21 protein-coding genes and 1 pseudogene are annotated in these 26,833 nt (G+C 47.3%); 3 read left to right on the forward strand and 19 right to left on the reverse strand.

Features of this window, described 5'->3' with window-relative positions; all coding sequences use genetic code 11:
* Positions 1 to 56 precede the first annotated feature (56 nt).
* The 5 genes from glpX to ACUUHJ_RS29350 all read right to left on the reverse strand — a co-directional run bounded on the left by glpX (position 57) and on the right by ACUUHJ_RS29350 (position 4,393).
* Positions 57 to 1,010: a class II fructose-bisphosphatase gene (gene glpX, locus ACUUHJ_RS29330; RefSeq protein ID WP_015893655.1), complete on the reverse strand. Its 954-nt coding sequence runs from the start codon at positions 1,008 to 1,010 to the stop codon at positions 57 to 59.
* Between the two features lie 28 nt (positions 1,011 to 1,038).
* Positions 1,039 to 2,322, reverse strand: a complete 1,284-nt coding sequence (locus ACUUHJ_RS29335; protein ID WP_472300762.1) for a UDP-N-acetylglucosamine 1-carboxyvinyltransferase — start codon at positions 2,320 to 2,322, stop codon at positions 1,039 to 1,041.
* A 79-nt stretch (positions 2,323 to 2,401) separates the two neighbouring features.
* Entirely contained in the window at positions 2,402 to 3,046 is a 645-nt protein-coding gene (gene fsa / locus ACUUHJ_RS29340; protein WP_015893657.1) for a fructose-6-phosphate aldolase, read from the reverse strand.
* A gap of 14 nt (positions 3,047 to 3,060) precedes the next feature.
* A complete protein-coding gene (fba, locus tag ACUUHJ_RS29345) occupies positions 3,061 to 3,915 on the reverse strand; it encodes a class II fructose-1,6-bisphosphate aldolase (RefSeq protein WP_016740164.1) in 855 nt (284 codons plus the stop codon).
* 103 nt (positions 3,916 to 4,018) lie between these two features.
* Positions 4,019 to 4,393, reverse strand: coding sequence for a response regulator (locus tag ACUUHJ_RS29350; protein ID WP_007725537.1), 375 nt, complete (start codon positions 4,391 to 4,393; stop codon positions 4,019 to 4,021).
* A gap of 171 nt (positions 4,394 to 4,564) precedes the next feature.
* Here ACUUHJ_RS29350 and ACUUHJ_RS29355 point away from each other — a divergent pair, with 171 nt between their 5' ends.
* Positions 4,565 to 5,359: a lipid II flippase Amj family protein gene (locus ACUUHJ_RS29355; protein ID WP_172139199.1), complete on the forward strand. Its 795-nt coding sequence runs from the start codon at positions 4,565 to 4,567 to the stop codon at positions 5,357 to 5,359.
* Between the two features lie 73 nt (positions 5,360 to 5,432).
* Here the strand turns inward: ACUUHJ_RS29355 and ACUUHJ_RS29360 are convergent, their stop codons facing one another.
* The 4 genes from ACUUHJ_RS29360 to ACUUHJ_RS29375 all read right to left on the reverse strand — a co-directional run bounded on the left by ACUUHJ_RS29360 (position 5,433) and on the right by ACUUHJ_RS29375 (position 11,128).
* Complete coding sequence (locus ACUUHJ_RS29360) at positions 5,433 to 7,028, reverse strand: CTP synthase (protein WP_015893660.1); 1,596 nt, start codon at positions 7,026 to 7,028, stop codon at positions 5,433 to 5,435.
* Between the two features lie 206 nt (positions 7,029 to 7,234).
* Positions 7,235 to 7,795, reverse strand: coding sequence for a DNA-directed RNA polymerase subunit delta (gene rpoE, locus ACUUHJ_RS29365; protein WP_016740162.1), 561 nt, complete (start codon positions 7,793 to 7,795; stop codon positions 7,235 to 7,237).
* Positions 7,796 to 8,614: 819 nt separating this feature from the next.
* Positions 8,615 to 9,829 carry an IS256 family transposase gene (locus ACUUHJ_RS29370; RefSeq protein WP_289673754.1) on the reverse strand — a complete coding sequence of 405 codons (1,215 nt, stop codon included), beginning with the start codon at positions 9,827 to 9,829 and terminating at the stop codon, positions 8,615 to 8,617.
* A 588-nt stretch (positions 9,830 to 10,417) separates the two neighbouring features.
* The gene (locus ACUUHJ_RS29375) at positions 10,418 to 11,128 is read right to left on the reverse strand and encodes a hypothetical protein (protein WP_472300764.1); all 711 of its coding nucleotides are present in this window, start codon (positions 11,126 to 11,128) and stop codon (positions 10,418 to 10,420) included.
* A gap of 439 nt (positions 11,129 to 11,567) precedes the next feature.
* On the opposite strand from ACUUHJ_RS29375, the gene ACUUHJ_RS29380 reads away from it, so the two are divergent.
* Both ACUUHJ_RS29380 and ACUUHJ_RS29385 read left to right on the forward strand, forming a co-directional pair.
* Positions 11,568 to 12,089, forward strand: coding sequence for a hypothetical protein (locus tag ACUUHJ_RS29380; RefSeq protein ID WP_472300766.1), 522 nt, complete (start codon positions 11,568 to 11,570; stop codon positions 12,087 to 12,089).
* 12 nt (positions 12,090 to 12,101) lie between these two features.
* A pseudogene (locus ACUUHJ_RS29385) lies at positions 12,102 to 12,253 on the forward strand (IS256 family transposase); the annotation flags it as partial.
* 224 nt (positions 12,254 to 12,477) lie between these two features.
* Here the strand turns inward: ACUUHJ_RS29385 and icmF are convergent.
* From icmF to kamA, 10 genes are all read right to left on the reverse strand, one after another.
* Positions 12,478 to 15,729, reverse strand: a complete 3,252-nt coding sequence (gene icmF, locus ACUUHJ_RS29390) for a fused isobutyryl-CoA mutase/GTPase IcmF (protein ID WP_472300767.1) — start codon at positions 15,727 to 15,729, stop codon at positions 12,478 to 12,480.
* Between the two features lie 121 nt (positions 15,730 to 15,850).
* Positions 15,851 to 16,483 (reverse strand): TetR/AcrR family transcriptional regulator, encoded by a 633-nt coding sequence (locus tag ACUUHJ_RS29395; RefSeq protein ID WP_016740160.1) that lies wholly within the window; start codon positions 16,481 to 16,483, stop codon positions 15,851 to 15,853.
* A 169-nt stretch (positions 16,484 to 16,652) separates the two neighbouring features.
* Entirely contained in the window at positions 16,653 to 17,795 is a 1,143-nt protein-coding gene (locus ACUUHJ_RS29400) for an acyl-CoA dehydrogenase (protein ID WP_087341794.1), read from the reverse strand.
* A gap of 35 nt (positions 17,796 to 17,830) precedes the next feature.
* Entirely contained in the window at positions 17,831 to 18,973 is a 1,143-nt protein-coding gene (locus tag ACUUHJ_RS29405; RefSeq protein WP_289674962.1) for an acyl-CoA dehydrogenase, read from the reverse strand.
* Positions 18,974 to 19,003: 30 nt separating this feature from the next.
* Positions 19,004 to 19,855: a 3-hydroxybutyryl-CoA dehydrogenase gene (locus ACUUHJ_RS29410; protein WP_047069849.1), complete on the reverse strand. Its 852-nt coding sequence runs from the start codon at positions 19,853 to 19,855 to the stop codon at positions 19,004 to 19,006.
* 15 nt (positions 19,856 to 19,870) lie between these two features.
* Positions 19,871 to 21,049, reverse strand: coding sequence for an acetyl-CoA C-acetyltransferase (locus tag ACUUHJ_RS29415; RefSeq protein WP_289674963.1), 1,179 nt, complete (start codon positions 21,047 to 21,049; stop codon positions 19,871 to 19,873).
* A gap of 161 nt (positions 21,050 to 21,210) precedes the next feature.
* Positions 21,211 to 22,329, reverse strand: a complete 1,119-nt coding sequence (locus ACUUHJ_RS29420; protein WP_289674964.1) for a hypothetical protein — start codon at positions 22,327 to 22,329, stop codon at positions 21,211 to 21,213.
* Positions 22,326 to 22,865, reverse strand: coding sequence for a sigma-70 family RNA polymerase sigma factor (locus ACUUHJ_RS29425; protein ID WP_472300769.1), 540 nt, complete (start codon positions 22,863 to 22,865; stop codon positions 22,326 to 22,328). Before ACUUHJ_RS29425 ends, ACUUHJ_RS29420 begins: the two co-directional genes overlap by 4 nt.
* Before the next feature lie 115 nt (positions 22,866 to 22,980).
* Positions 22,981 to 25,056, reverse strand: a complete 2,076-nt coding sequence (locus ACUUHJ_RS29430; protein ID WP_472300770.1) for a heterodisulfide reductase-related iron-sulfur binding cluster — start codon at positions 25,054 to 25,056, stop codon at positions 22,981 to 22,983.
* Between the two features lie 264 nt (positions 25,057 to 25,320).
* A complete protein-coding gene (gene kamA / locus ACUUHJ_RS29435; RefSeq protein ID WP_289674968.1) occupies positions 25,321 to 26,685 on the reverse strand; it encodes a lysine 2,3-aminomutase in 1,365 nt (454 codons plus the stop codon).
* Positions 26,686 to 26,833: the final 148 nt, after the last annotated feature.

Below are 26,833 nucleotides of genomic sequence, written 5' to 3' on the forward strand. Positions count from 1 at the left end.
CTTTATTTACTCTTGAAAAAGCCTAGCTCAACTAATAAATGCGAAAAATGATTTTCTTACAAGCCGTTGCGTTCTAAGCGGTGGTTCCCTTCAATGAAACGTACCGTTCCGGTTTTCGCACGCATAACAACGGAATTGGTTGTCGCACGAGTTCCCTGGAAACGAACCCCTTTGAGCAATTCACCATCTGTTACACCTGTCGCGGCAAAAATGGCGTCATCACCTTTTACCAAATCATCCATGAACAGTACTTGATGAGGGTTCGTCAATCCCATTTTGACACAGCGTTTAATCTCATCTTCATTTTGTGGCAAGAGCTTGCCCTGAATTTCTCCCCCGAGACATTTCAAGGCAACTGCAGCAAGAACACCTTCCGGAGCTCCTCCAGAACCGAACAAAATGTCTACACCTGTATCAGGGAAAGCGGTATTGATCGCAGCGGCTACGTCTCCGTCAGAGATGAGGCGAATACGCGCGCCTGCCTCACGAATTTCGTGGATCACCTTAGAGTGACGATCACGGTCAAGTACAATAGCAACCAAATCGCTGATATCTTTCCCTTGTGCCTGCGCTACCGCCTTCAGGTTATCGCGAATCGGTGCGTTGATATCGACCTTGCCGACTGCTTTAGGCCCTACTGCCATTTTCTCCATATACATGTCTGGAGCATGCAACAAATTTCCCCGGTCTGCGATTGCAATGACCGAAATCGCTCCCCACGTACCTTTTGCGAGGATATTGGTTCCCTCCAAAGGGTCTACAGCTACATCGACTGCCGGAGCCACTCCCTGGCCTAGACGTTCACCGATGTACAGCATTGGCGCTTCGTCCATTTCACCCTCACCAATTACTACGACGCCATCCATCGGCACTTTCATAAATTCATTGCGCATTGCGGTCGTTGCCGCATCGTCAGCCTCATCTTTTTTTCCGAGACCCATCCAACTGGCAGAAGCCAAAGCAGCAGCTTCAGTCACACGTACCAGTTCAAGTGTTAAACTGCGTTCCATTCTGGAAGACTCCTCTCCTGGTGATTGGTTAACGCTGGTGGTTTTCCATGCTCTGCAGGCCTACCCGAGTAATATCGGCTCCCAAGGCTTGCAGCTTGCCCACCAAGTTTTCGTAGCCACGATCTATATGTTCAAGTCCTTCTAATTCTGTCGTGCCGTTCGTTGCCAAGCCTGCAATGAACAAAGCTGCTCCCGCACGCAAATCTGAAGCTATCACCTTGGCACCATTCAGTTTGCTGCCGCCTTCGATGACAGCGGATCTTCCTTCAATCTTCAAGGAAGCTCCCATGCGGCGTAGTTCATCTACATGTCGAAAACGCGAGCCGTAAATATTGTCCGTCACGATGCTTGAGCCTTTGGCAAGAGTCAGCAAGGTCGTGATCGGCTGCTGGAGATCCGTTGGAAAACCCGGATACGGACTCGTTTTCACATCGATTGATCGATAAGAATCATGTCCGATGACTTGAATACTGTCATCCTGCTCTACCACTTGCGCACCGATTTCGCGCAGCTTGGCCGTTACAGACTCCAAATGTTTTGGAATAACATTCTCCACCATCACGTTGCCGTTCGTAGCGGCTGCCGCAATCATGTACGTCCCCGCTTCGATCCGATCAGGGATAATCGTATGACGGCATCCGCGCAAGCGTTCTACGCCTTGAATGCGGATCATATCCGTTCCGGCACCTTTGATGTTTGCTCCCATATTGTTGAGCAAGGTTGCGACATCGACGATCTCAGGCTCTCGGGCAGCGTTTTCAATAATGGTCACACCGTCTGCTTTGGCAGCAGCCAGCATGATGTTAATGGTCGCACCCACACTGACTAGATCGAGATAAATTCGCGCCCCCTGCAAACGTCCATTTTGGGCACGGATAGTCATGACGCCGTTTTTGTTCTCCACTTCGGCGCCCATCGCTTCAAAGCCTTTGATGTGCAAATCTACTGGACGAGGGCCCAAATCACAGCCACCTGGCAAGCCAACCTGGGCTTCGCCGAACTTGGCGAGCAAGGCTCCCCACAAATAGTACGAGGCACGAAGCTTTTTGATGCGACCATTTGGCATGAGCATGAGCCTCATACTGCGACCGTCTACTTCCATCCAGTCTTCTTCGAACAGCACTTCAGCTCCCATTTCCTGCAAGAGCTCGTGATAAATACCTACATCCTGAATACGGGGGAGATTCTCAATAACAACGGGTCCATCTGCCAGCAACGCTGCTGGTATGAGTGCGACTGCGCTGTTTTTTGCTCCGCTGATGGTCACCGTCCCCGCGAGCGGTTTTCCACCGTTGATGATCAGCTTATCCATGCTTTGCTCTCCTCAGGCGTAATCGGGAAAGAAGCACCTTCCCCAATGGAAAAGGTGCTTGGACTTTCAACACGTGTCCTTATTTTTGCATGCTTGCCCAGTCAGCTAGGAATTTCTCCAAGCCACTGTCTGTCAGTGGATGGGCAATGAGTTGTTTGAAAACTTTCGCTGGAATGGTAGCGAAATGAGAACCACGGCGGGCTGCCTCCGTTACGTGAACAGGGTGGCGCACAGATGCCGCAATGATTTCGGTATCGATACCGTGAACGGAAAAGATTTCTGCAATATCTTCGATCAATTGCATACCATCTTGACCAATATCATCCAAGCGTCCCAAGAACGGAGACACGAAGCTCGCACCTGCGCGCGCAGCCAAAAGTGCCTGGTTCGCAGAGAACACCAACGTTACGTTTGTTCTGATTTTGCGTTTGGCAAAATACTTGGTTGCCTTCAAACCTTCTGCGGTCATTGGCAGCTTGATGACGATGTTTTTCGAGAGAGCAGCGAGCTTCTCTCCCTCTTCGATCATGCCTTTTGCATCTGTACTGATAACTTCGGCACTGATCGGACCGTCAACAATATCGAGAATTTCTTTCAGGGTTTCTACAAAATCGCGTCCTTCTTTGGCAACCAGAGACGGATTTGTCGTTACGCCCGCCAGAACTCCCCATTCGTGAATTTCGCGGATTTCTTCAACGTTTGCTGTATCAATCAAAAAACGCATGATTATCCTCCCAGTTACGCGCGGTTGCTGCTTCCGAACAAGCGCATTTTTCCTTTGACTACTTCCTTGATCGCATCGCGAGCAGGGCCCAGGTATTTGCGTGGGTCGATCTCATTCGGCTTGGCAGCCAGCACTTTGCGAACTGTTTCCGTGCATGCGACTTGGCTTTCTGTATTTACATTGATTTTTCCTACGCCCAAACGGATGGATTCGATAATCGCTTCGTCTGGTACGCCGGAACCACCATGAAGAACGATCGGCGCTCCAATGTTGCTCGCTACTTTTTCGATAATGTCGTAGCGGATTTTTGGAACCCCTTTGTACATACCGTGTGCTGTACCTACAGCAATCGCTACGTAGTCTACTTTTGTTTCTTCCCAGAAGCGGATTGCTTCCTCAGGATTTGCCAGAGTGGCATCTTCCTCGTCAACAGACAAGTCGTCTTCCACCCCGCCGATGGTACCGAGTTCACCTTCTACCGATACGCCAACAGCGTGAGCAGCCTCTACAACCTGTTTGGTCAGGCGAAGGTTATCTTCAAACGAATGATGGGAACCATCGAACATAACAGAAGAGAACCCTGCACGAATACACTTCATAACCATGTCGAAATTGCTACCATGGTCAAGATGCAAAGCAACAGGAACTCCTGCGCGTTCAGCAGCCACTTTTGCAATCGCTACTGTATAATCGATCCCCATGTATTTCAATGCACCCTCAGAAACACCAAAGATCACAGGCGATTTTTCTTCCATCGCAGCTTCCGTAATCGCTTGAGTAAACTCCAGATTGTTCAGGTTAAATTGTCCGACGGCGTATTTATGCTTTTTGACGTCTTCGGTAAAAGCGGTCATAGGTACCAGTGGCATTTTGTAAATCCTCCTCTAGCAGACTTCAGTCATGTGGCTTATTATACCACAGACAAGCATTTGTTAACAGGGACGCTTGTACCCTGACCTTTGCAGTCTGTTCCTAACAAGCTAATTGCTGATGTACTGCCATTCGTAGTTCATCAATATCAAACGGCTTTGTAAAATGAGTCAATGCTCCCAGTTGTGTTGCTTCTTTGATCATGTCCAGCTCTCCGTAAGCTGTCATCATGATGACTTTGATTTCTTGATTGATCTTCTTGATGTGTTTCAAGATCTCAATACCATCCATCCCAGGGATCTTCATGTCGAGGATAACCAAATCTGGTGATTCTTTTTCCACGATTTCCAATGCCATTTTCCCGTTTGCTGCCTGAAAGGTCTTGTACCCTTCTTTTCCCAGCACCTCATACAGTAAAATGCGAATCCCATACTGGTCATCCACAACCAGTACCTTTTTATCTTGTTTGTCGAACATTCTGATTCCCCCCTGACGAATGCGTTTTCTTAATTATTATGGGTTCGCCTAAAATCAGGAAACTCCTTCACGTTTTTTGCTGAACGTCAACTTAAAATTTCCTATAGGCTTCTTTTCGAGTATAATGGGAAAAACCAATTTCCCCTACACACAAGGAGCCAGATACTCACTATGGATGCTCTGTGGCTGATTTGCTTGTTAACTTTTATTATCCATACGACAGAGACACTTACCTTCGGAATCCGTTTTGCAGGGGTACAAACGGGCAGGATCGCTGTAGCGTTGTCTCTGGTCGGGATTGTATTGCTCCTCTCCCGTACTTCCAACCTGATTCAAGGACCATTCACTGGGGGATTTATGGACCAAGCTGCAATCCAACACTTTGATCCTAGCATGTATTTGCACGTGATTATTGCAGCGTCCTCGCTCGGAACCTTAGCAGCTATCGTACTGTTTCCCACTTTTGTCCAAATATCGAAACGAATGATCTCGCACTTGGAGATAGCGGGCTCGATTCCGCAAATGATTCGGACGGCAGTTACGGTAGAAACTATCCGACGCGTCCACCACCATGTCCGGATTCCTAGCTGGCAAGCCATCTCACGCTTTCGAATCAAAGGCGTTCCCAAACGATTGCTGTTATTAAACGCATTGGGGACAGCGATCTACACAAGCAGCGTACTGTCTGTGTTATACGCGACATTGCTAGCCCCAGATTACAAGGCAACCGTTCTGATGTCTTCCGGATTAATCAACGGTTTTGCCACGATTTTCATGACCATTTTGGTAGACCCGCAAATTGCCCTTTTGACAGAAAAAGCGATGCAAGGGAAAACCACGCAGGAATCGATTCGCGACATGTACCTGTGGCTGATGATCTCACGTTTTATCGGAACGATTTTGGCTCAATTCCTGCTCATTCCCGCCGCCTACTGGGTGGCCTGGCTATCTCCCTTGTTCCATTGATCTGCTTTTAAAAAACACAAGACGCACCTGCGACCATACATCGCGGGTGCGTCTTTCTATTTATCGACCTATGTTATTTGTTCAGGGAAGCCTTCACGAAGTCACGGAACAGCGGCTGCGGACGGTTCGGACGGGATGTGAACTCTGGGTGGAACTGTGTGGCTACATACCATGGATGTTCTGGAACTTCCACGATTTCAACCAGACGACCATCTGGCGTTGTACCCGCAAAACGCAAGCCCATTTGCGCCAATTGATCACGATATTCGTTGTTCACTTCATAGCGATGACGATGACGTTCATAAACCAGGGTGCTTCCGTATGCAGCCTCAGTCAGCGTGCCTTCTTCCACTTTGGTTGGACCGAGACCCAGACGCATGGTACCGCCCTTGTCCTCGATATCTTTTTGCTCTGGCAAGAGGTCAATCACCGGATACGCTGTATTCGGGTTGATCTCGGAGCTGTTTGCGCCATCCATACCCGCTACGTGGCGAGCGAACTCGATCACCGCGATTTGCATACCCAGGCAAATTCCGAGGAATGGCACTTTATTTTCACGAGCATAGCGTGTAGCGATGATTTTACCTTCGATACCACGATCGCCAAAGCCGCCTGGTACGAGGATACCATTTACATCACCGAGCAGTTCGCCAACATTCTCTGGCGTAACTTCTTCCGCGTGCACCCATTTGATTTCTACTTTGGAGTCGTTCGCATAGCCACCATGGTACAGCGCTTCTGCTACGGACAAGTAAGCATCATGCAATTCTACATATTTACCAACGATTGCAATGGTAGTCGTTTTGGACAGGTTTTTGATTTTCGTTACGAGCGATTTCCACTCTGTCATATCCGCATCCTGGCAAGTTAGACCCAAGTGGCGGCATACGTAATCGTCCAATCCTTGTGCTTGCAATTGCAGTGGTACATCGTAAAGGCTATCAGCATCTACACATTCCACTACCGCGTTTTTATCGATATCACAGAACAGAGCCAGCTTGTCTTTCATTTCTTGCGTCATCGGTTGCTCGGTACGTGTCACGATCACATTTGGTTGAATACCCAAGCTGCGCAGTTCTTTCACGCTGTGTTGCGTAGGCTTGGTTTTCATTTCACCTGCTGCCTTGATGTATGGTACCAGGGTTACGTGAATGTACATGACGTTTTCACGACCGATGTCACTTTTGATCTGGCGGATGGATTCAAGGAATGGCAAGCTCTCGATATCCCCAACAGTTCCACCGATCTCGGTAATCACTACATCTGCCCCGGTTTCGCGACCTGCACGGAAAATGCGATCTTTGATTTCGTTCGTGATGTGTGGAATAACTTGAACGGTTCCTCCCAAATAGTCGCCACGGCGTTCTTTGGCGATGACAGTCGAGTAAATTCTACCAGTCGTCATATTTGAGTTAGCGCTCAGGTTGATATCGATAAAGCGCTCATAGTGGCCCAAGTCCAGGTCTGTTTCCGCACCATCGTCCGTTACGAAAACTTCCCCGTGTTGATACGGACTCATCGTTCCCGGGTCAACGTTGATGTATGGGTCACACTTCTGGATGGTTACCTTCAGACCCCTATTTTTTAAGAGTCGGCCCAGAGAAGCCGCTGTAATTCCTTTTCCCAACGAGGATACAACCCCGCCTGTCACAAAAATATACTTCGTCATCGTTAACGTCCCCTCTTTCCCTCACCCTTAAGTTGTTATAAAAATCGAATGAAGACGGCTCCAAAAAAAAAGAAAAACAAAAGTGAGTCCTATCCCGTAAAGAAATGGGGTAGGGGCACTTTTGTTTTATAGTTTCCCATATTTGATCCTTCTTCATGTGAAGCCCAAGGAGTATTTTATCTGTCCCTCAAGCGGAAGTCAAGGACCTATTTCTCGTCTTCGTCGTCGAGCTCTTCGTCGGATTCCTCTTCCTCAAGCTCTTCGTCCTCTTCGAACATTTCATCCTCTTCGTCTTCGAGTTCTTCCTCGTCGATTTCTCCATCGATTTCTTCTTCTTCGATTTCAGAATCTTCGTCGACGAATTCCTCTTCGTCCTCAAAGATGACAACATCGTCGTCTTCGTATTCTTCGACACCTTCGTCTTCGGTATCGTAATCGTCGAAGTCGTCTTCCGTGACGATTTTCTTCTTCTTCGTTCCGCCACCCTCTTGAGTTTCCTCAACGGTGTCAGTTGGGTACCAACGTTTCAATCCCCATACATTGTCACCAAGGCATACGAAACGGCCATCAATGTTAATTTCTGTGTATACTTGCGCGATGATTGCCATGAGTTGTTCATCTGTCAGCTTGCGTACTGCAACCAGTTCATTCATCAGCTCGCGGAAGTTGTAAGTGCGGTTAGTTTCACGCAAAATTTCATACGCAATGTCAACTAACGCCATCTCACTCAGTTTCTCGGAATCAATATGAGCAAACAATTGACTCACTCAGGGCACGTCCTTTCCATATGAAAACGATTGATTTGAATACTGACCCGGTGCCCTGTTCGGGGGACGCAGGCTTGTATAAGTCATTCATAAATGATATCGATTTCTTTGATTGTACATCGTACAACATAAGAAGGCTATCATACAGTATTCCTTATTTTAGACGAAAATGCAAGGCTTTCAAACAGTAGAGGCTTTTTATGAATTTGAAGGTCATAAATCTCAACACTATCTCTCTTATCATCCACTAACAATCTTGAAGTTTGAGTTAAACTAAGGAATCTTGGAAATCTAGATTTTTCTATTAATTCTCGCCACATAAAATCTTTATTAGGTCAATTCCAGTAATAGAATTTTTCTTTGGTTCATGTAAGTATTCATTCATAATCATCCCTATTATAGGCAAAGGCAAGTCAACGAGAGACATTGAGGTTGAGGTTCATATGAGATACCTTTAATTATTTAGTAAGGTAACAGATAGATTATGTCGCTTTCTGTCAAATGGAAGCTATGAGTGATCCATCAAATCAGAAACAGTAAGTAATATATGAATTACAGGGATCAAGAGGCGATAGCGGATTATCACTCGTAAGTTTACCAAACGACTAAGGTTGAAAAGGTCTTCCTGATAGTAAATAAATATTAGGGTCTGTCAAGATTTTTGTGTAAACTCAATCAACCGATATATGAAAAGGTTTCATCCCCCTAATTGGGACCTCTTTTTCGAAGCCAATAGAGTCAAGGGCGTAAGGCGAAGCGAACCCTTGACGCATTGGTGGAGAGAAAGATAATCCCTTCGGGGATGAAGCCTTTCATTTGTTACCGAATGTACGGCTGTACTCGATCTTCAAAGAAAACGGATAGCTGCAAGAGAATCTGTCCCCAGTTCTGGACGCGTCCCGTCCACTTTCGCAGAACATCCATGGTCACGAGATATAGCATCTTCAGAAGGGCATCGTCTGTGGGAAACATGGCTTTTCCCTTTGTCACTTTTCGGAGCTGTCGATGATAACTCTCGATGACGTTGGTTGTATAGATCAGCTTTCGAATCTCTGGGGGATATTTAAAGAAAGTCGCAATCTCATCCCAGTTATTTCGCCAGGAACGAACCATCAAGGGATATTTACTGCCCCAGGCTTGTTCAAATTGCTCGAGTTCTTCCAATGCAGCTTGCTCCGTTGGAGCCTTATAGATGGGTTTCAGTTCGGACGTAATCTTTTTTAGATCCTTATAGGAAACATACTTGATGGAGTTTCGGATTTGATGGATGACACATTTCTGAATCTCCGTCTTCGGATAACATGCTGAAATGGCTTCTGTAAAGCCTCGAAGGTTATCGACGCTCGTAATGAGAATATCCTGCACTCCACGATTTCTCAGTTCATTGAGTACATGCAGCCAGAATTTTGCTGATTCATTCTCCCCAATCCAGATCCCGAGCACATCTTTATGACCGTCAAGGTCAATACCAATGACCATATAGGCGGCTTTATTGACGATAGCTCCGTCCTGTTTTACCTTAAAGTGAATGGCGTCAAGGAAAACAACAGCATAAACCGCTTGTAAGGGGCGATTTTGCCACTCTTTGATCATCGGTACAATCTTATTCGTTACATTGGATATGAGCGTTGGTGAGACTTCGATGCCATAGAGCTGTTGCAGATGGTCTTGGATATCGCGTGTGGATACGCCTTTGGCATAGAGGGCGAGAATTTGATCTTCGATCCCTGTCACATTGGATTGATGTTTCTTTACAATGTTCGGCTCAAAATCACCCTCTCGATCTCGAGGGACTTGGATGTCAACATCCCCGTACTCAGAACGGACGGTTTTCTTGCTATACCCATTGCGGCTGTTGGTTGTCCGCTTGTTTTTCATGTCATGCTTGGCGTATCCAAGAGAGGACTCGATTTCAGCTTCCAGCATTTCTTGGATCGTGTCTGCGAATAGATCCTTTAACGCTGACTGCACGTCGTCCACTGACTTCATGTTTTTCTCTTTGATCCACTGCTTGATCTGCTCTTTTGACATCATAAAAATCTCCCAACCTTTCTACTCCTAATTGTAGTTTAGAGGTTGAGAGTTTACACAAAATATTTTACAGACTCAAATATTAGGAAAGAAATATCGATTGTTATTCGCTCTAGGTCGAACAATTGGCTCGTAGTTTGCACTAACTCTGTATCTAAATGAGATACGACGGCCATCTATAAGGTGAACATCGTAAAAGCTTACCATCACGGGGTAAATAAAACCACCAATACAAAGACTACTTAACCCACTGGTTATTCTCTATGAATAAAATTATATTATGCACTATGGAACTTTGAAAGTAATCTACAATGCCCGTTCGAGATTGGACCAGATATGCTATATATAGGTAATAATAGGAGCTCCGCCCTCACCCCTCGAGCTTAAAGCTTTCGTTCTAATGAACACATGATTCAATAGAAAAAGGGAACGTTGCCGCTCCCTTGCTCATATTCCGCCCGAGTTACTTTCCACTAGATTCCTGTCAAAAAGTAATCAGTACTGACCAGTATTGTGTGGATAATTCGCTAAAAACACCTTGATATTGTCTATTTTTCTAATATTTTACATTATCAAACAAAAAAATAAATACTATTGTTCCTCTATCTCACCAACAGCCCATGAATCTCCATTCTTCTCCAGTGTTATTGCAACCTTTGTCCCCGCCCCCTCTTCTCTTTCAAATAGAACTTTTGCAACGTTTAGTTCCTTATTAACAAGCACCGCTGGAACTAAATCATCTTTTTCACGCACATCAATGATAGCTTCTAGTACTGTATCATTAAATGATGTGGCTTCATCTTCGCTCATTTGTTGAGTGATAAGTTCAGTATCGAAATAATCGTATATGTCCCACTCATCCTCTGAGAGAATAAAATCATTCCTTAGTTCATCCCATGAATCGCTAAGTCTTGCATTTTCCTGTTCACTTCTAAGCTCATTCATTTGGACTTTCTTTCTAGGACCATCACTTACTAGAGAATCTTTTGTTGTCCTAGTTAAGGTTTTTCCTTTATAATCCCAAATTTTATGGTTTGTTTTGGCCGAAAAAGTAGCTTTTCGATCGGTTACTTTAACCTTGGCATATGAATACGCATCATTGACTACGTCGCTATCAGCAGAGTCTTGGTAAACGCCATCTTTATAAATTTCGATATACGCTTTTGACTTTTTTGCATCAATTGCGTCACCTCTAGTTACACCTAGTGCTGTTACAAATTGATTGGAGTCTCCAGAATAAGTCATCAAGGTGTATGCGTCAGCAAACTCAAAAGCGGCATAGGCAGATGAAACAGGAAGCAATAGTGATATTCCCAATCCAATAGACAGTAATTTCTTTTTCTTAATCCAACCTCCAAAAATAGTTTAAATTTGCATAAATACCACTTTATTGCAATCATTTACATCTTTCAACAAAACACTTTATTAGTTTTATATTTTTTCAAATATTTAAATATAATGGTCTTCCTTACATATAAATAGACTTACATTACATTTATTGGGTTATAAAAATATTCAAGGATATGGATATAAGAGAAATTGTTATAACGGGATGGTCAGGTAGTTGCTGTCCATAACCAACTAAATGGATACTTTCTGTCCATAATAAGTAAGATGCCTTTTTCATACTCAACCTAATGAGAATGTAGTAAAATTCCTATGTAGTTCAAATATAAGTATTGTTTTTATCTTCAGGCGAGAATTATGTAAACTATTCAATAATTTATGGAGGGTGTGCGAGATGAAAGTTTTTAGACATTTCATTTTAATGATATGTATGCCACTTTTATTCTTATTTTTATTACCCTTGGTTTATAGTACATTAAGAGATCCAGTTGATCATTCTACTCAAATGAAAAAATATATTCCCGATCAAACGATAACTTATCAGTCAACCGAGTCAAAAATTAGTGCTCAGCCTTCTGTAGACTTTGATGATCGTATTAAACGTTCTTGGTCTGAAGGAATTGATCGACTTGAGGTCCCTGTTTCAAATTATTTACGATTTAATTACTTTGAAACCGATCAGATTACACAAAAAATGGGGGATGAAGAAGCAACCTCATTTAATGACACATTACTTAACTCCTTAATAAGTGTTAGGAAAACGGGTGACCTGGTTCCTATCGTATTAATAGATCAATCATTTAATAATGCGATTTTGGTTTTTCAAAAGAACGAAGGGAAGGGCGGATTTGTAGGTATATTCATGTCAAATGAGGGAACCCAAAAGTGGAAAGTCAATTTTATAGATAAATTGTAATGTACTAGCGACCGGCTCATCAATACAACGAACATCGTAGAAGCTTATCATCGCCAGCTACGTAATGCCACCTCAACAAAGCCGTCTACCCTAGTGATGGTGCTCTAAGAATATATTTGGCTGCTACGAACAATTCGAAGGAATGGACAATTCCCGTTCGAGATTAGACAAAGTGCATCACCCTTAGTTTGGTGAAAGATTTCCTTTTGTTATGAAGCTGGACTCTCTGTGGTCTATCCCAGGGGGATAACTGCTTCTTTTCCTTTTATCTTTCATGGTTGCTTCCAATAAATCAATCGCAAGGACCACCTCCATGGAAGGAAGTGGTCCTTGTCTCATTTAGATTATTTTTTCTAAGTTCAAAGAATCCTTCCTAGTTATTACCCAGCTACATATTTCTGCGGTATTGGCCGCCCACTTCATACAGGGCAGCACTGATTTGTCCAAGCGATGCTACTTTTACCGTCTCCATCAGCTCGGCAAAGATGTTCTCTCCCGCCATAGCCACTTCCTGAAGGCGCCGCAGTGCAGCCGCAGACACACCCTTGTGTCGCTCCTGGAATGCACGGAGATTTATGATTTGCTGTTCTTTTTCCTCTTCGGTCGCACGAGCCAATTCAATCTCGTAATCGTCCTCAGACGCATTCGGATTGATAAAGGTGTTTACCCCAATAATCGGAAGCTCACCCGTATGCTTTTTCATTTCGTAATACATGGACTCGTCTTGAATTTTGCCACGCTGGTATTGAGTCTCCATCGCCCCCAGCACGCCTCCGCGAGAACTGATCCGCTCGAACTCTTGCATAACTGCCTCTTCTACCAGGTCTGTCAGCTCATCGATGATGAATGCCCCTTGAAGCGGGTTCTCATTTTTCGCGAGTCCCATTTCCTTATTGATGATCATCTGAATTGCCATCGCGCGCCGTACAGAGTTCTCTGTTGGGGTCGTAATCGCTTCGTCGTATGCATTCGTATGGAGAGAATTACAGTTGTCGTAAATGGCAATCAAGGCCTGCAAGGTCGTTCTGATGTCGTTGAAATCCATCTCCTGCGCGTGCAAGGAACGGCCAGATGTCTGGATGTGGTACTTCAGCTTTTGGCTGCGGTCATTTCCACCATAACGATTTTTCATCACCGTTGCCCAAATACGGCGAGCCACACGCCCAATCACCGTGTATTCCGGATCGAGACCATTGGAGAAGAAGAAGGACAGGTTCGGCGCAAAGTCATCGATGTTCATGCCGCGGCTCAAATAGTACTCGACATAGGTAAAGCCGTTAGACAGCGTAAACGCAAGCTGCGTAATCGGATTCGCCCCCGCTTCCGCAATATGGTAGCCAGAAATGGACACGGAGTAATAGTTCCGCACTTTATGGTCGATAAAATACTGCTGGATATCCCCCATCATCCGCAAGGCAAATTCTGTCGAGAAGATGCACGTGTTTTGCCCCTGATCTTCTTTCAAAATATCTGCCTGAACGGTTCCGCGAACAGTCGACAGCGTGTACGCTCTGATTTGCTTCGCTTCGTCCTCGGTAGGCTGACGCCCTTCTTTTTGGACAAAAGCATCCAGCTGCTGTTCAATCGCCGTATTCATGAACATGGCCAAAATCATCGGCGCAGGACCGTTGATCGTCATGGACACAGAGGTGCTAGGTGCACAAAGGTCAAAGCCGGCGTACAGCTTTTTCATGTCATCCAAAGTACAAATGCTAACCCCACTCGTACCGATTTTTCCGTAAATATCCGGGCGGTAGTCAGGGTCCTCACCATACAGCGTTACCGAGTCAAAAGCCGTACTGAGTCGTTTCGCTTCATCATTTTGAGACAGGAAGTGAAAGCGTCTGTTCGTCCGCTCTGGAGTACCTTCGCCTGCAAATTGTCGCTTGGGATCTTCTCCCTCGCGTTTAAACGGAAATACTCCTGCGGTATACGGGAACTCCCCTGGGACATTTTCTTTTAACGACCACTTTAAAATTTCGCCCCAATCCTCGTAATCAGGGACAGCTACTTTTGAAATGCGTGTACCAGACAAAGATACGCTGAACAACTTGGTAACCAATTCCTTGTCGCGAATTTTCGTGACGAATTGATCCTTCCGATACGCTTCCTTCAGCTTCGGCCAATTTTCCAGGATACGTCGGCACTCTGGATGCAGCTTTTCTTCAAAAAGAACGATTTGTTTATCAAGTACCGCCACCAGCTCGGCAGCGGCAGAATCTCCTGAGGCAAGTACCGTCTCCTTTGCACCCTGCAATTGGAACAGCTTGCGAGCAATCAACGACTGCTCTTCAGCATAGGCACGGTATTGGCGGACGGTGTTGGCAATGTCCTGCAAATAATTGATTCTCTCTGTCGGAATCAACGAAGTTTTATGAATCTTTACAGGAGTCGTATCCAAATGCTCTACAGACCAATCAACGCCAGTTTTTTCTACAATTCGATGCATCAGGGCAGCAAACAACACATTCGTTCCCGGATCGTTGAATTGGCTTGCAATCGTACCATACACAGGAACCTTCTCATCCGGCAGCTCAAAAAGCTGATGATTGCGTCGATATTGCTTGCGAACCTCGCGGAGAGCGTCCTCTGAGCCTTTACGCTCAAATTTGTTGATCGCGATCACATCAGCGAAATCGAGCATATCAATCTTTTCCAGCTGAGATGGGGCCCCGAATTCACTGGTCATGACGTACATGGAGACGTCGCACACTTCTGTGACCTGCGCATCCCCCTGACCAATCCCGCTCGTTTCCACAATGATCAGATCAAAATGGGCAGAGCGCGTTACTTGAATCGCGTCTTTTAATGCAGCAGACAGCTCCATGCCTGATTTGCGGGTGGCGAGACTGCGCATATAAACGCGCGGTGTCGAGTTGGCATTCATGCGGATGCGGTCACCAAGTAACGCTCCACCTGATTTTTGCTTGGATGGATCGACAGACAAGATCGCAACCGTCTTCTCAGGATAAACGCGAATAAATCGACGAACAAGCTCATCAGTTAATGAGCTTTTTCCTGCTCCACCCGTACCTGTAATCCCTAATACCGGTATGGTTGAATCAGCTTCCACTAAGCTTTCTCGGAGAGGTTCTGTCCATACAGGCTGGTCCACTGCATACTCCGCAACGGAAATAAGCCGGGCAATCGCCTGATGGTTTTGCTCGCGCAAGCCTGCTACTTCTTCCTCCAGCTGCTTGACGGTTGGGAAGTCGCTACGTCTGATCATGTCGTTGATCATGCCCTGCAAGCCCAATCGTCTGCCGTCATCTGGCGAGTAAATTTTACAGACTCCGTACTCTTCCAATTCCCTTATCTCGCGTGGAACGATAACGCCGCCACCGCCACCAAAAACACGGATATGCTCTGCTCCCCGCTCGCGTAATAGATCAATTACGTATTTGAAATACTCCACATGACCGCCTTGGTAGGAACTGATGGCAATCCCTTGCACATCCTCCTGGACAGCGGCTGTTACAATATCGTCAACAGAGCGGTTGTGTCCGAGATGGATAACCTCTACTCCCGACGATTGTAAAATACGGCGCATGATATTAATCGAGGCATCGTGACCATCATACAGACTGGCTGCGGTCACAAAGCGAACCTTGTTTTGCGGACGATACACTTCCGTTTCCATCGTTCCACTCTCCTTTTTATAAGTTTAAAAAGGAGGAAAAACAGGGCCAAGCAGATCAAGGCGCAGTAGACGCGAAGTATGCTTGGCACCCCATGTTTTCCAGACTTTTCAAACTCTCTTCTTAATCGGAGACACTGATTTCGCGAAGCAACAGGGCAATTTGCTTCTCTGTGTACTCCTCAATGGTATAGTGCTTTTTCAATGCCCAGCGGCGGAAGACCCACATTTCGCCCAAAACCATGATATTGTCCGCCATCAGCTTGACGTTCTTTTCGTCAATGCGCAACGAACCATCAGCAATCCCTTTTTCCAGGATTTCGACGAAAATATGCGAAATGGCTTCTTCACGCCCTAATACGTAGCGGAGTGTTTCCTTTGGCAATGATTTGGCTTCCTGATAAATAAGCAAAACGCGGTCGCTCATCTGATCCATCACGCGGATCAGACTTTTAAGTGCTACCTTTAATGTTTTCAAGCCAGTTCCGTTGAAGTTGATCGCTTCACGCAAGCGCGTCTCCATCTCCGCATGAATGGCATCGCAAACAAGATAGAGAACGTCTTCTTTTGACTCGATATACTCGTACAACGTACCAATACTAAATCCAGACGCCCGGGCAATCTCCCTTGTCGTCGTTTTATGAAAGCCTTTATTAATGAAGAGATGAACGGCAGCCTCAATAATCTGCTCTCGTCTTCTCTCGATCAGTTTTGGGTCCTTTACCAAGGATGGTATCGTTTTTCTCTTTTCAGACACTCCAAATCCACCTTTCCAACCGACTGAGCGTTTGGTCAGACGCCTCATAGAAAAGAAGGCGCAAACACTCTACTTTTGTATCATCGCAGATCATTATACGCGAGTAAGAGCACAAAGCCAAACTTTTCTTTTCTATGTGTGTAATCGTGTTGGAAGACGGGACAGCTTCCTACTCTTTTAGCAGGAAATTGCTGATCACGACACGTTGGATTTCATTTGTTCCTTCATAGATTTGTGTAATTTTGGCATCACGCATAAAGCGCTCCACAGGATACTCCCTGGTGTAGCCGTAACCTCCGAAAACTTGAACAGCCTCGGTTGTCACTTCCATTGCTGTATCTCCTGCAAATACTTTGGACATCGCAGATGCTTTGCCATACGGTAGACCTTGATCCTCCAGCCACGCTGCTTGGTAAGTGAGCAAACGGGATGCCTCGATCTTGGTTGCCATGTCTGCCAGCTTGAACTGGATTGCCTGCAAGGAAGCGATTGGTTTGCCGAACTGACTGCGTTCTTTGGCATAATTCCGTGCATGCTCGTACGCCCCTTGTGCAATTCCCAATGCTTGAGCGGCGATACCGTTTCTTCCACCGTCCAACGTCATCATCGCGATCTTGAAGCCTTGACCTTCTTCGCCCAGTCTATTTTCTACCGGCACGCGCACATCTTCAAAGTTGACCGCAAGTGTTGGCGAGGAACGGATACCCAGCTTTTTCTCCTTTTTCCCCATCGTGAAGCCATCCATGCCTTTTTCAACGATGAAAGCCGTGATGCCCTTATGCTTCAATTCTGGTTGAGTGACCGCAAATACGATGTAGATTTCTGCTTCACCTGCATTGGTAATGAAGATTTTGGTGCCATTTAAAATGTAGTGATCGCCATCGCGTACGGCTGTCGTGCGCATTCCAGCAGAATCAGAACCTGACCCCGCTTCGGTCAAACAGTATGCGCCCATCTTCTTGCCTTCTGCTAATGGACGCAAAAACGTTTGCTTTTGCTCCTCTGTCCCGAATTTGTAAATCGGCCAGCTCGCCAAGGAAACATGTGCGGACAGTGTTACACCGATGGACGCATCCACACGGGAGAGTTCTTCCACTGCAATGACGTAGCTCAGGTAATCTGCACCTGCTCCGCCGTATTGCTCCGGCCAAGGAATCCCTGTCAGTCCAAGCTCAGCCATTTGCTCAAAAATGGAACGATCAAAGCACTCTTCTTCATCGCGCTCGGCTGCTGTCGGAGCTACTTGGTTCTCTGCAAAGTCGCGAATCATTTTGCGCATCATGTCATGTTCTTCCGTCAGTTGGAAATTCATATGGCTCACTCCCCCATGTGCTTTTCATATTTCTATTAATCAGCAAGCAAATGCTTGGCGATAACGATTCGCTGAATTTCGTTGGTGCCCTCATAGATTTGCGTTACTTTCGCATCCCGGAACAGACGCTCAACCGGATATTCTCTGGTATAGCCATAGCCGCCAAAGATTTGTACAGCTTCTGTGGCGAGCTCCATCGCAGAGTCTGTGGTAAAGCGTTTTGCCATCGAGGCTTCCATTCCACAAGCAATTCCTTGACTGCGCAGCCACGCCGCTCGGTATACCAGCAATCGGGCTACTTCTGCTTTCGTCGCCATGTCAGCCAGCTTGAAAGCGATGGCTTGCTGCTTGGCAATCGATTGTCCGAACTGCTTGCGTTCCTGTGCGTACTCTGTCGCGTATTGGACTGCGGCCTCGCAAATACCAAGAGCTTGTGCAGCAATCCCGATGCGACCGGAATCCAGATTCGCCATTGCGATACAGAAGCCTTCCCCTTCCTGTCCAAGCAGGTTGGCAGCCGGTACACGGGCATTGTCGAATACGAGCTCTGTTGTATAGGAACCGTGAAGTCCCATCTTCTTTTCCTTTTTCCCAACCGTGAAGCCCGGTGTATCCTTGTCTACGATAAAGGCCGATATTCCCTTGGGTCCTTTTGTCGAGTCAGTAACGGCAAAGGCGATATACGTATCTGCCTCCCCGCCGTTCGTGATGAACACCTTGTTTCCGTTCAGGATGTATTCATCGCCTTTTTTCACGGCTGTGGTTCGGATACTGCTCGCATCAGAACCTGCATGCGGCTCAGTCAAAGCAAAAGCTCCGAGGTATTCCCCACTCGCAAGCTTGGTCACGTATTTGCGTTTTTGCTCCTCGGTACCGAAGTAGAGAATCGGGTTCGTCCCGACGGAGGTATGCACGGACAAAATGACACCTACTGTCGCACTCACCTTGGAAATCTCGTGAATGGCCAAAATGTAGGAAATAAAGTCCGCTCCCGCTCCTCCCCACTCTTCGGCAATTGGAATGCCCATGAGCCCCATTTCGCCCATCTTTTTGAGGATCTGACGTGGGAACTGGTCCGTCTCCTCCATCACTGGGACGAATGGTGCGATCTCTTTCTGGGCAAAGTCTCGCACCATCCGGCGCATCATCTCTTGCTCTTCGTTCAATCGGAAATCCATGTCCGTCCTACCTTTCTGCGAAATCTTCGGCTAGCTGTACACGTAGAAACCACGACCGGATTTTTTGCCTAGCCATCCTGCTTTTACGTACTTGCGCAGCAATGGGCATGGGCGGTATTTCGAATCACCGAACCCTTCGTGCAGTACTTCCATAATGTAGAGGCAAGTATCCAGCCCGATGAAATCAGCCAGTTGAAGCGGTCCCATCGGATGGTTCATGCCCAGCTTCATCACTTCATCGATCGCTTCCGGTGTTGCAACTCCTTCGTACACGCAATAAATCGCTTCATTCAACATTGGCATCAGTACCCGATTGGACACAAAACCTGGGAAATCGTTGACGCTCACGGGTACCTTGCTCATTTGTTTGGACAAATCTTCTGTCAGCTGATAGACCTCATCGGACGTTTGCAGCCCGCGGATGATCTCAACCAGCTTCATCACTGGAACGGGGTTCATAAAATGCATCCCGATTACTTTTTCCGGCCGCTTTGTAACTGCCGCAATCTCAGTAATCGGCAGCGAGGATGTATTGCTCGCGAGCACCGTATGCGGCGGACATACTTCATCCAGCTTGGAAAAGATTTGCGTTTTGACCGCCATGTTTTCTGTCACCGCTTCTACCACAAAATCTGCTTCAGACGCATCTGCCAGATCAGTAGACAGTGTCAAACGGCCGAGAATCGCTTCCTTATCTGCTTCGCTGAGCTTGCCTTTTTCCACGTTGCGCGACAAGTTTTTCGTAATCGTGGCCAGACCGCGCTCTACAAATGCTTGCTGGACGTCGTTCAGAAAAACGCGAAAGCCAGCCTGCGCCGCTACTTGGGCAATCCCGCTGCCCATTTGTCCTGCCCCGATGACCATAATCGTTTGTACGTTCATGCAAAAAGGCCTCCCTTAGTCTACTTTAATCAAGATGGCGTCACCCTGTGCGGCACCGCTGCAAATTGCCGCGATCCCTAAGCCGCCGCCTCGTCTTTTCAATTCATAGGCGAGGTGCATAATGATCCGAGCCCCACTCGCGCCAATCGGGTGTCCGAACGCAATCGCTCCCCCGTTTACATTCACTTTCTCTGCGTCCCAGCCAACGATTTTACCACTGGTCAAAATCACCGCGGCAAATGCTTCGTTTACCTCAAATAGATCGATCTCCGAAAGCGAGACACCTGTCTTTTCCAAGAGCTTGTTGATCGCAAGCCCCGGAGTTGTCGCGATATAAGGAGCCTCTGCTCCGACTGCGGCGTGTCCCAGTATCGTCGCAAGCGGCTTGATGCCGAGCTGTTGTGCTTTCGCGTCTGACATCAGCACCATTGCTGCCGCTCCGTCGTTGATTCCCGGTGCATTGCCTGCCGTGATTGTTCCGTCCTTTTTGTACACCGGTGGCAGCTTCGCCAATCCTTCCTCGGTGGTATCCGGACGTGGTCCTTCATCGACGGTTACTTGCAGCGGATCCCCTTTTCTTTGCGGAATGGAAACCGAGACAAGCTCGTCGGCAAAAAGTCCTTTTTCCATCGCTTGTGCGGCTCTCTGCTGGCTGCGCAGCGCCCACGCATCCTGCTCTTCTCGCGTAATCCCGTTCTCTTCCGCCACATTGCTGCCGTGAACAGCCATCGCCACTTGATGAAACGGGCAAGTGAGGCCGTCGTACATCATGAGATCACGTACGGTCGAATCTCCCATCCGCATTCCGTTACGTGCATCTGGCAGTGCATACGGTGCGTTGCTCATACTCTCCATGCCGCCAGCGACGATGATCTCTCCGTCCCCGGCCCGAATGATCTGGTCCCCCATCGTCACTGCACGCATTCCGGACGCGCATACTTTGTTGATCGTCTCACTCGCTACATTCCACGGCAAACCAGCTTTGCGAGCTGCCTGGCGTGAGGGTACCTGACCCGCACCTGCCTGCAAGACCATGCCCATGATCACTTCGTCCACCTGATCGCCGGAAATGCCAGCGCGCTCTACCGCTTCCTTGATCACAATGGAACCGAGCTCAACTGCCGATAGCGCTTTCAAAGCTCCACCAAATTTACCAAACGGGGTACGCGCTGCCCCTACAATGACCGTTTTCATCGAATGCCCTCCATTCGGATGATGTTTCACATCAATAAAAACTAAATTGATCGAGCGTTCGTTCATTTTGCATACTTTTATTTTGCCGTCTTCCGTACGAATAGTCAATCAATATTGAAAAAAAGAACAGCCTGACTTTTGTGAGAGCCAGGCTGTTCTTTCTATTGTCGTGCCATCCAGCTTAGTTTCCAGATGCCTTGCTTGTTTTTCTGCATTTTATAGGCAACCTTATCCCTGTTGTCCTTGAAAGTCACCCAGACAACCGCTTCCTTGTCAGACATTTGCTCAAGCGTTATGTCACTTGCCCATTCTTGCATCGATTTCAGCTGCTTCCAGCTATTTCGTGCTCCAACAGGATCTTTCTTCCTATCTTCCAAGTATTGCTCCGGTGTTGGCTTCTCAAATCCATCGTCCTCGATATGCAAAGCGTACTGCATTTCGAGCTGACCCTCTTGCTGTGCTTTCACATACAGCTTCAACACATCGATTGGAGATAATCCACGCAAAAGCTCATCTTTTTTCTCATACATGTAATTGTAAAAACGATCTTCTTCCTCTGACTTTAAATCGAATATAGACGTAGCCGGAGGTGTTTGTATGCCATCCTGGGGAACATCTACGATATCCTCAGTAACGGTACCGTTACTATTCAGTTTGAAAAGATAGACCTCTTTGCCTTTGACATAGCTTATGGTATACCAATGAAGCTTTTTATCCTTCCATCCAACTAACATCTGCAAGCCCACGTCTCTTTTTAGCAGAGCCTCCGTATCGATCATGGTCCAATCTTTTCGCTGATATCCTTCTTTTGCGAGAATCGAATAGCCCCAGTACTCTTCTGTGCCATCGTCCCCGCTTCCGCCATAATCGTCTACAACTGTGTAAGGGAACGAAATCTTTGCTTTGATTTGGTCTTGTGTCATCCCAACACGCAAGACATCGATGATCTCATCTACCGTTCCCATAATCACCTGATCATCAGAAGCTGGGTGAGCCTTTGGATCAGGCTTTTGATGGGTCCCTGGCTCGGCAGACGTTCCCTTCGGCGTATGTGTACTCGTCGTGCTTTCCTTTTGCAGTATATAAGGGGTAAACCCGATGACAAGCGCAACCGCAACAAGTGCTGCGCTTACAGGGTAGATGAAACGAAACCTTTTCTTGCCTTTCTTCTCGATATTCATGCGAATCCGCTCCTCCAAGCCAGTCGTATCGTCCATTCCGCGCAACAGTGTCCGGTCAGCCGTTTCCTTGAATTCCACGAGCCATTTGTCCAGGTTCATTCCATCCCCTCCTTTTCCAGCAGCACTTTGAGCTTCTGGCGTGCGCGGTGCATTTTCGTATAAATCGCTCCTGCAGACGTGTCCAAAATGACCGCGATCTCCTCTACGGGCAACTCCTCGTAGTAGTGAAGAACAATCAACTGACGATAGCTATGCGGCAGCTTCATGACGAGATGGGCAAAACGGGTGCGAAGGTCATTTTGCAAAACAGCCGACTCTGCCCCCTCGACTACCTCTATGTCCACTTCCGATTTGAAAAACAAGTGACGGAACGACCACGAGCGTAGATGCTTTTTCGCTTCGTTGACGGCGATTCGGTACACCCATGTTTGCATCGAGCTCTCTTGGCGGAATTTCCCCAAGTTTTTGTAAGCTAACAGGAACACTTCCTGGGTAATATCCTCAGCAAGACTGCGGTCCTTGACCATCAAATACACGAGGCGCAGCACCTTTTTCAAGTAGTGCCGGATCAATTCATCAAATAATGCTTCCTTTGTTTTGGTTAAGCTTTTCTCTGTAAGCTCCAGCTTCCTCACTCCCTTCCCACTCTTTTTGATTCAGCTGGCTCCATTATCTTACAGTTTTTTTGCAAAAAAATAATGCGCAAGCCTCGTCGCTTGATTAGCACCGAGACTTGCGCATGGTATAAACCTAGATGGCGTCTGCGAGAATTTCCGCGACGTCGCGTGTTTTGACGTGATCTTCCTGCTCTTTGGTCTTGATTCCGTCGTTCATCATCGTCAGGCAGTACGGGCATGCACTGGCGATTTCTGTGGGGTTGACCTCAAGAGCTTGCTCTGTACGTGTGACGTTTACACGAGAGCCCTCATGTTCCTCCATCCACATCAAGCCGCCGCCTGCGCCGCAACACATACTGTCGCAGCCGCTGCGCTTCATTTCGACCACCTCTACGCCAGGAATGGCTTCGAGGATCACGCGTGGCTTGTCGTAAATTTCGTTGTAGCGGCCCAAGTAGCAGGAATCGTGGTAGGTGATGCGCTCCTTGACTTCCTTGGTTGGCTTCAATTTGCCTTCCTTCACCCACTCCGCCAACAGCTCAGAGTGGTGGTACACCTCTGCATTCAACCCGAACTCCGGATATTCATTCTTAAACGTATTGAACGCATGCGGGTCGCAGGTGACGATTTTTTTGACTTCATACGCTTCAAACAGGGCGATATTTTCCTGGGCGAGCTGCTGGAACAAGAACTCGTTACCAATGCGGCGAGCCGTATCCCCAGAGTTCTTTTCCTCGTTGCCCAAAATGGCGAACTTCACACCCGCTTCATGCATGAGCTTCACAAATGCCTGCGAAATTTTTTGGCTGCGCAAGTCAAATGATCCCATCGAGCCTACCCAGAACAAGTACTCGAATTCCTCGACCTGCTTCACAGTTGGCACCTCGTACTCACCGTTCAGACCTTCAATCCATTTCGTCCGGTCTTTGCGGTTGATTCCCCACGGGTTGCCTTGACGCTCGATATTGTTCAAGGCGCGCTGCGCTTCTGCTGGCATGCTGCCTTCCGTCATAACCAAATAGCGGCGCATATCGATGATTTTATCGACGTGCTCATTCATTACCGGGCATTGGTCTTCACAGTTGCGACAGGTCGTACAAGCCCACAGCTCCTGCTCGGTGATAACATCGCCGATCAAGCTTTTCTCATAGACCGCAGTTGCTCCTTCCGCTGTAGCCGCTACTTCTGATGCTTGGAACGCAATCTGATTGGCAGTCGTCTGCGAAAAAGCGAAGCTCGGCATCCATGGCGTACGCGACGTCACCGACGCACCTTTTTCGGTCAAATGGTCGCGCATTTTCGTAATCAGATCCATCGGGGAGAGCATTTTTCCCGTTCCAGAGGCCGGGCACATATTCGTGCAGCGACCGCACTCCACACAAGCATACAGGTCAATGAGCTGCGTTTGTGTAAAATCCTCGATTTTGCCGACACCGAACTCTTCCTGCGTCTCGTCCTCGAAATTAATGCTAGTCAGTTTGCCTGGCGGGTCCAGCTTTTTGAACCACACATTCACAGGCGCAAACAGCAGATGCGCGTGCTTGGACTGCGGCACGTACACCGCGAAGCCGAGCAAGATGATCAGATGCAGCCACCAGAAAACGTAAAAGCCTATCACTGCACCCGTTGTCCCTACCCCAATCGTAGATAAGACGATCGCGAAAACAGAAGAGATCGGAGCGAACGCCGATGGCTCATGTCCGAGCCAAATTTGTTCAAAAGCGAGCGAGAGCAAGACAGTCGCCATCAGAGAGGAAATCAGCAAGAGAACAATCCCTGACTTGAAGCCGCGCTTCAGACGCTTGAGCTTTTCAATATAGCGGCGGTAAAAAGCGTAGCCGACCGCAGCCAAAATGAGAAACGTGGTGATCTCCTGCATGACAGAGAAGTATTTGTGAGCGCTGCCAAAAGGAAGCTCGTAGCCTTTCGAAAGCCCTTTGATAATCAGCTCGATGGCTCCGAATTGCAGAGTGATAAAACCGTAAAACATCACGACGTGCATCACGCCGCTCTTCTTGTCCTTCAGCAGCTTCTTGTGGAAAATGACGTTGTCCAGCATCAGATTGATACGTGCCCCAAAGTCATTTTTCACATCCGGCTTTTTCCCCAGATTGATAAACAAGTATCTGCTGTACACGACATGTCCGGCTAAATACAGCCCGTAAGCGAGAACCAGGAAAAAGGCGATCAAATTAATGAGTGCCAGCATGTTTTCTACTCCCCTCTATTGCGAGTTTGTCTTTGGACGTGGAAATCGTTTTTTCTATCTTATCAGAATCATGGAAATAAATGAATGAGTATTCAGTCAGTCTGTTTATTTTTTTCGAAAAATGAAACGATACTGAGCGACCGCTCATAATGGGTACAACTCGATCTTAACACACAAGTTGCGAATCATCCATCCTCTTCGAAGAGTTGGAAATATTCTTACGAAAAAAACAGCTACCTTTATACGGGTAGCTGTTGATCCTGCTTATTTTCCTGAAGCTTCCTTCGTCTCGGCAGTGGTCGGTTCTTTCTTGGCCTTTTGCTCCGAGCGTACATCCGCGAGTGATTTGACCTTGGTTGCCTTGATGCGCTTGTTGCGCGGCAGATCAGTCGGCTCCAGATTGTCTACCTCGTCTTGCATGAGTGCTGCGATACCAACTGCTTTGCCTTTTGCAGCGATACAGTATTCGCAGTTTTCTTCATCATGCTCGTGGTATTGCTTCGGCTCTGGATAAGACGTGATAACGCCTTCAAAATTACGCAGGACGACTTTATCGGACGCTTGCGAAATGATGTAATTTGGGCTGACAGGAATTTTACCGCCGCCGTGTGGAGCGTCTACTACAAAGGTCGGAACTGCATAGCCGGAAGTATGGCCGCGCAGGTGCTCGATGATTTCGATACCTTTGCTGACAGGTGCGCGGAAGTGTCCGATTCCCTCTGACAGGTCGCATTGATAGATGTAATAAGGGCGAACGCGGATTTTCACCAGGTCCTGCACCAGCTTTTTCATCGTATTCGCGCAATCGTTGATACCGGCCAAAATAACTGCCTGGTTGCCGAGCGGAACACCAGCATTGGCGAGCATCTCGCAAGCCAGCTTTGCTTCCGGTGTAATTTCTTTTGGATGGTTGAAGTGTGTATTAAGCCAAACTGGATGGTATTTCTTCAGGATATTGCACAGGTTTTCGGTAATGCGTTGCGGGAATACAACAGGTGCACGCGTTCCGATCCGAATAATTTCAACATGCGGGATATCGCGAAGGCTGCTGATGATGTACTCCAGTACGCGGTCATTGATCAACAGACCGTCTCCACCGGAGAGCAGTACATCGCGGACTTCTGGTCTAGAGCGAATATAATCGATACAGGCATCCAGCTGTTTCTTTGGCACGCCCATGCCGATCTGACCGGAAAAGCGACGACGCGTACAGTAACGGCAATACATGGAGCATTGGTTCGTCACCAGGAAAAGCACGCGATCTGGATAACGATGCGTCAGACCAGGTACAGGAGAATCGGTATCCTCGTGGAGTGGGTCCTCCATGTCGTATTTGGTACGAACCATCTCAGAGGACAAAGGTACAGACTGCATGCGAACCGGATCGCTTGGATCGTCTGGATCCATCAGATGAGCATAGTACGGTGTGATGTTGAGTGGAATCGTTTGCGTAGAAATACGTACGCCCTCTTCCTCTTCCGGTGTCAGGTTGATTACCTGCTTCAAATCATCGACCGTCTTGATGGTGTGCGTAAGCTGCCACATCCAGTCATTCCATTGCTCGTCCGTGACATCCTTCCAAAGTTCTATCGAACGCCAATCGCGTTTTGTCGCTACTGTCATGTGCATCCCGTCTCCTCTCGTCTTATGGTGAACCTCTTCGCTTCACTCAATCAACAAGAGATGCAAGTGCCATGCCAACAAATCAAAAGATTTAGAAAATAAGGAATAGAGCGTTTTGTGAGCGCTTCTTATCCATTTGATCCTTCGCGAGTCT

The organism is Brevibacillus schisleri, from assembly GCF_055685845.1.

What these genes read in the sequence shown, in the direction of transcription:
- glpX (WP_015893655.1), bottom strand. Translation starts at nt 1,010, where the DNA reads ATGGAACGCAGTTTAACACTTGAACTGGTACGTGTGACTGAAGCTGCT.
- ACUUHJ_RS29335 (WP_472300762.1), bottom strand. Translation starts at nt 2,322, where the DNA reads ATGGATAAGCTGATCATCAACGGTGGAAAACCGCTCGCGGGGACGGTG.
- fsa (WP_015893657.1), bottom strand. Translation starts at nt 3,046, where the DNA reads ATGCGTTTTTTGATTGATACAGCAAACGTTGAAGAAATCCGCGAAATT.
- fba (WP_016740164.1), bottom strand. Translation starts at nt 3,915, where the DNA reads ATGCCACTGGTACCTATGACCGCTTTTACCGAAGACGTCAAAAAGCAT.
- ACUUHJ_RS29350 (WP_007725537.1), bottom strand. Translation starts at nt 4,393, where the DNA reads ATGTTCGACAAACAAGATAAAAAGGTACTGGTTGTGGATGACCAGTAT.
- ACUUHJ_RS29355 (WP_172139199.1), top strand. Translation starts at nt 4,565, where the DNA reads ATGGATGCTCTGTGGCTGATTTGCTTGTTAACTTTTATTATCCATACG.
- ACUUHJ_RS29360 (WP_015893660.1), bottom strand. Translation starts at nt 7,028, where the DNA reads ATGACGAAGTATATTTTTGTGACAGGCGGGGTTGTATCCTCGTTGGGA.
- ACUUHJ_RS29370 (WP_289673754.1), bottom strand. Translation starts at nt 9,829, where the DNA reads ATGATGTCAAAAGAGCAGATCAAGCAGTGGATCAAAGAGAAAAACATG.
- ACUUHJ_RS29380 (WP_472300766.1), top strand. Translation starts at nt 11,568, where the DNA reads ATGAAAGTTTTTAGACATTTCATTTTAATGATATGTATGCCACTTTTA.
- icmF (WP_472300767.1), bottom strand. Translation starts at nt 15,729, where the DNA reads ATGGAAACGGAAGTGTATCGTCCGCAAAACAAGGTTCGCTTTGTGACC.
- ACUUHJ_RS29400 (WP_087341794.1), bottom strand. Translation starts at nt 17,795, where the DNA reads ATGAATTTCCAACTGACGGAAGAACATGACATGATGCGCAAAATGATT.
- ACUUHJ_RS29405 (WP_289674962.1), bottom strand. Translation starts at nt 18,973, where the DNA reads ATGGATTTCCGATTGAACGAAGAGCAAGAGATGATGCGCCGGATGGTG.
- ACUUHJ_RS29410 (WP_047069849.1), bottom strand. Translation starts at nt 19,855, where the DNA reads ATGAACGTACAAACGATTATGGTCATCGGGGCAGGACAAATGGGCAGC.
- ACUUHJ_RS29415 (WP_289674963.1), bottom strand. Translation starts at nt 21,049, where the DNA reads ATGAAAACGGTCATTGTAGGGGCAGCGCGTACCCCGTTTGGTAAATTT.
- ACUUHJ_RS29420 (WP_289674964.1), bottom strand. Translation starts at nt 22,329, where the DNA reads ATGAACCTGGACAAATGGCTCGTGGAATTCAAGGAAACGGCTGACCGG.
- ACUUHJ_RS29430 (WP_472300770.1), bottom strand. Translation starts at nt 25,056, where the DNA reads ATGCTGGCACTCATTAATTTGATCGCCTTTTTCCTGGTTCTCGCTTAC.
- kamA (WP_289674968.1), bottom strand. Translation starts at nt 26,685, where the DNA reads ATGCACATGACAGTAGCGACAAAACGCGATTGGCGTTCGATAGAACTT.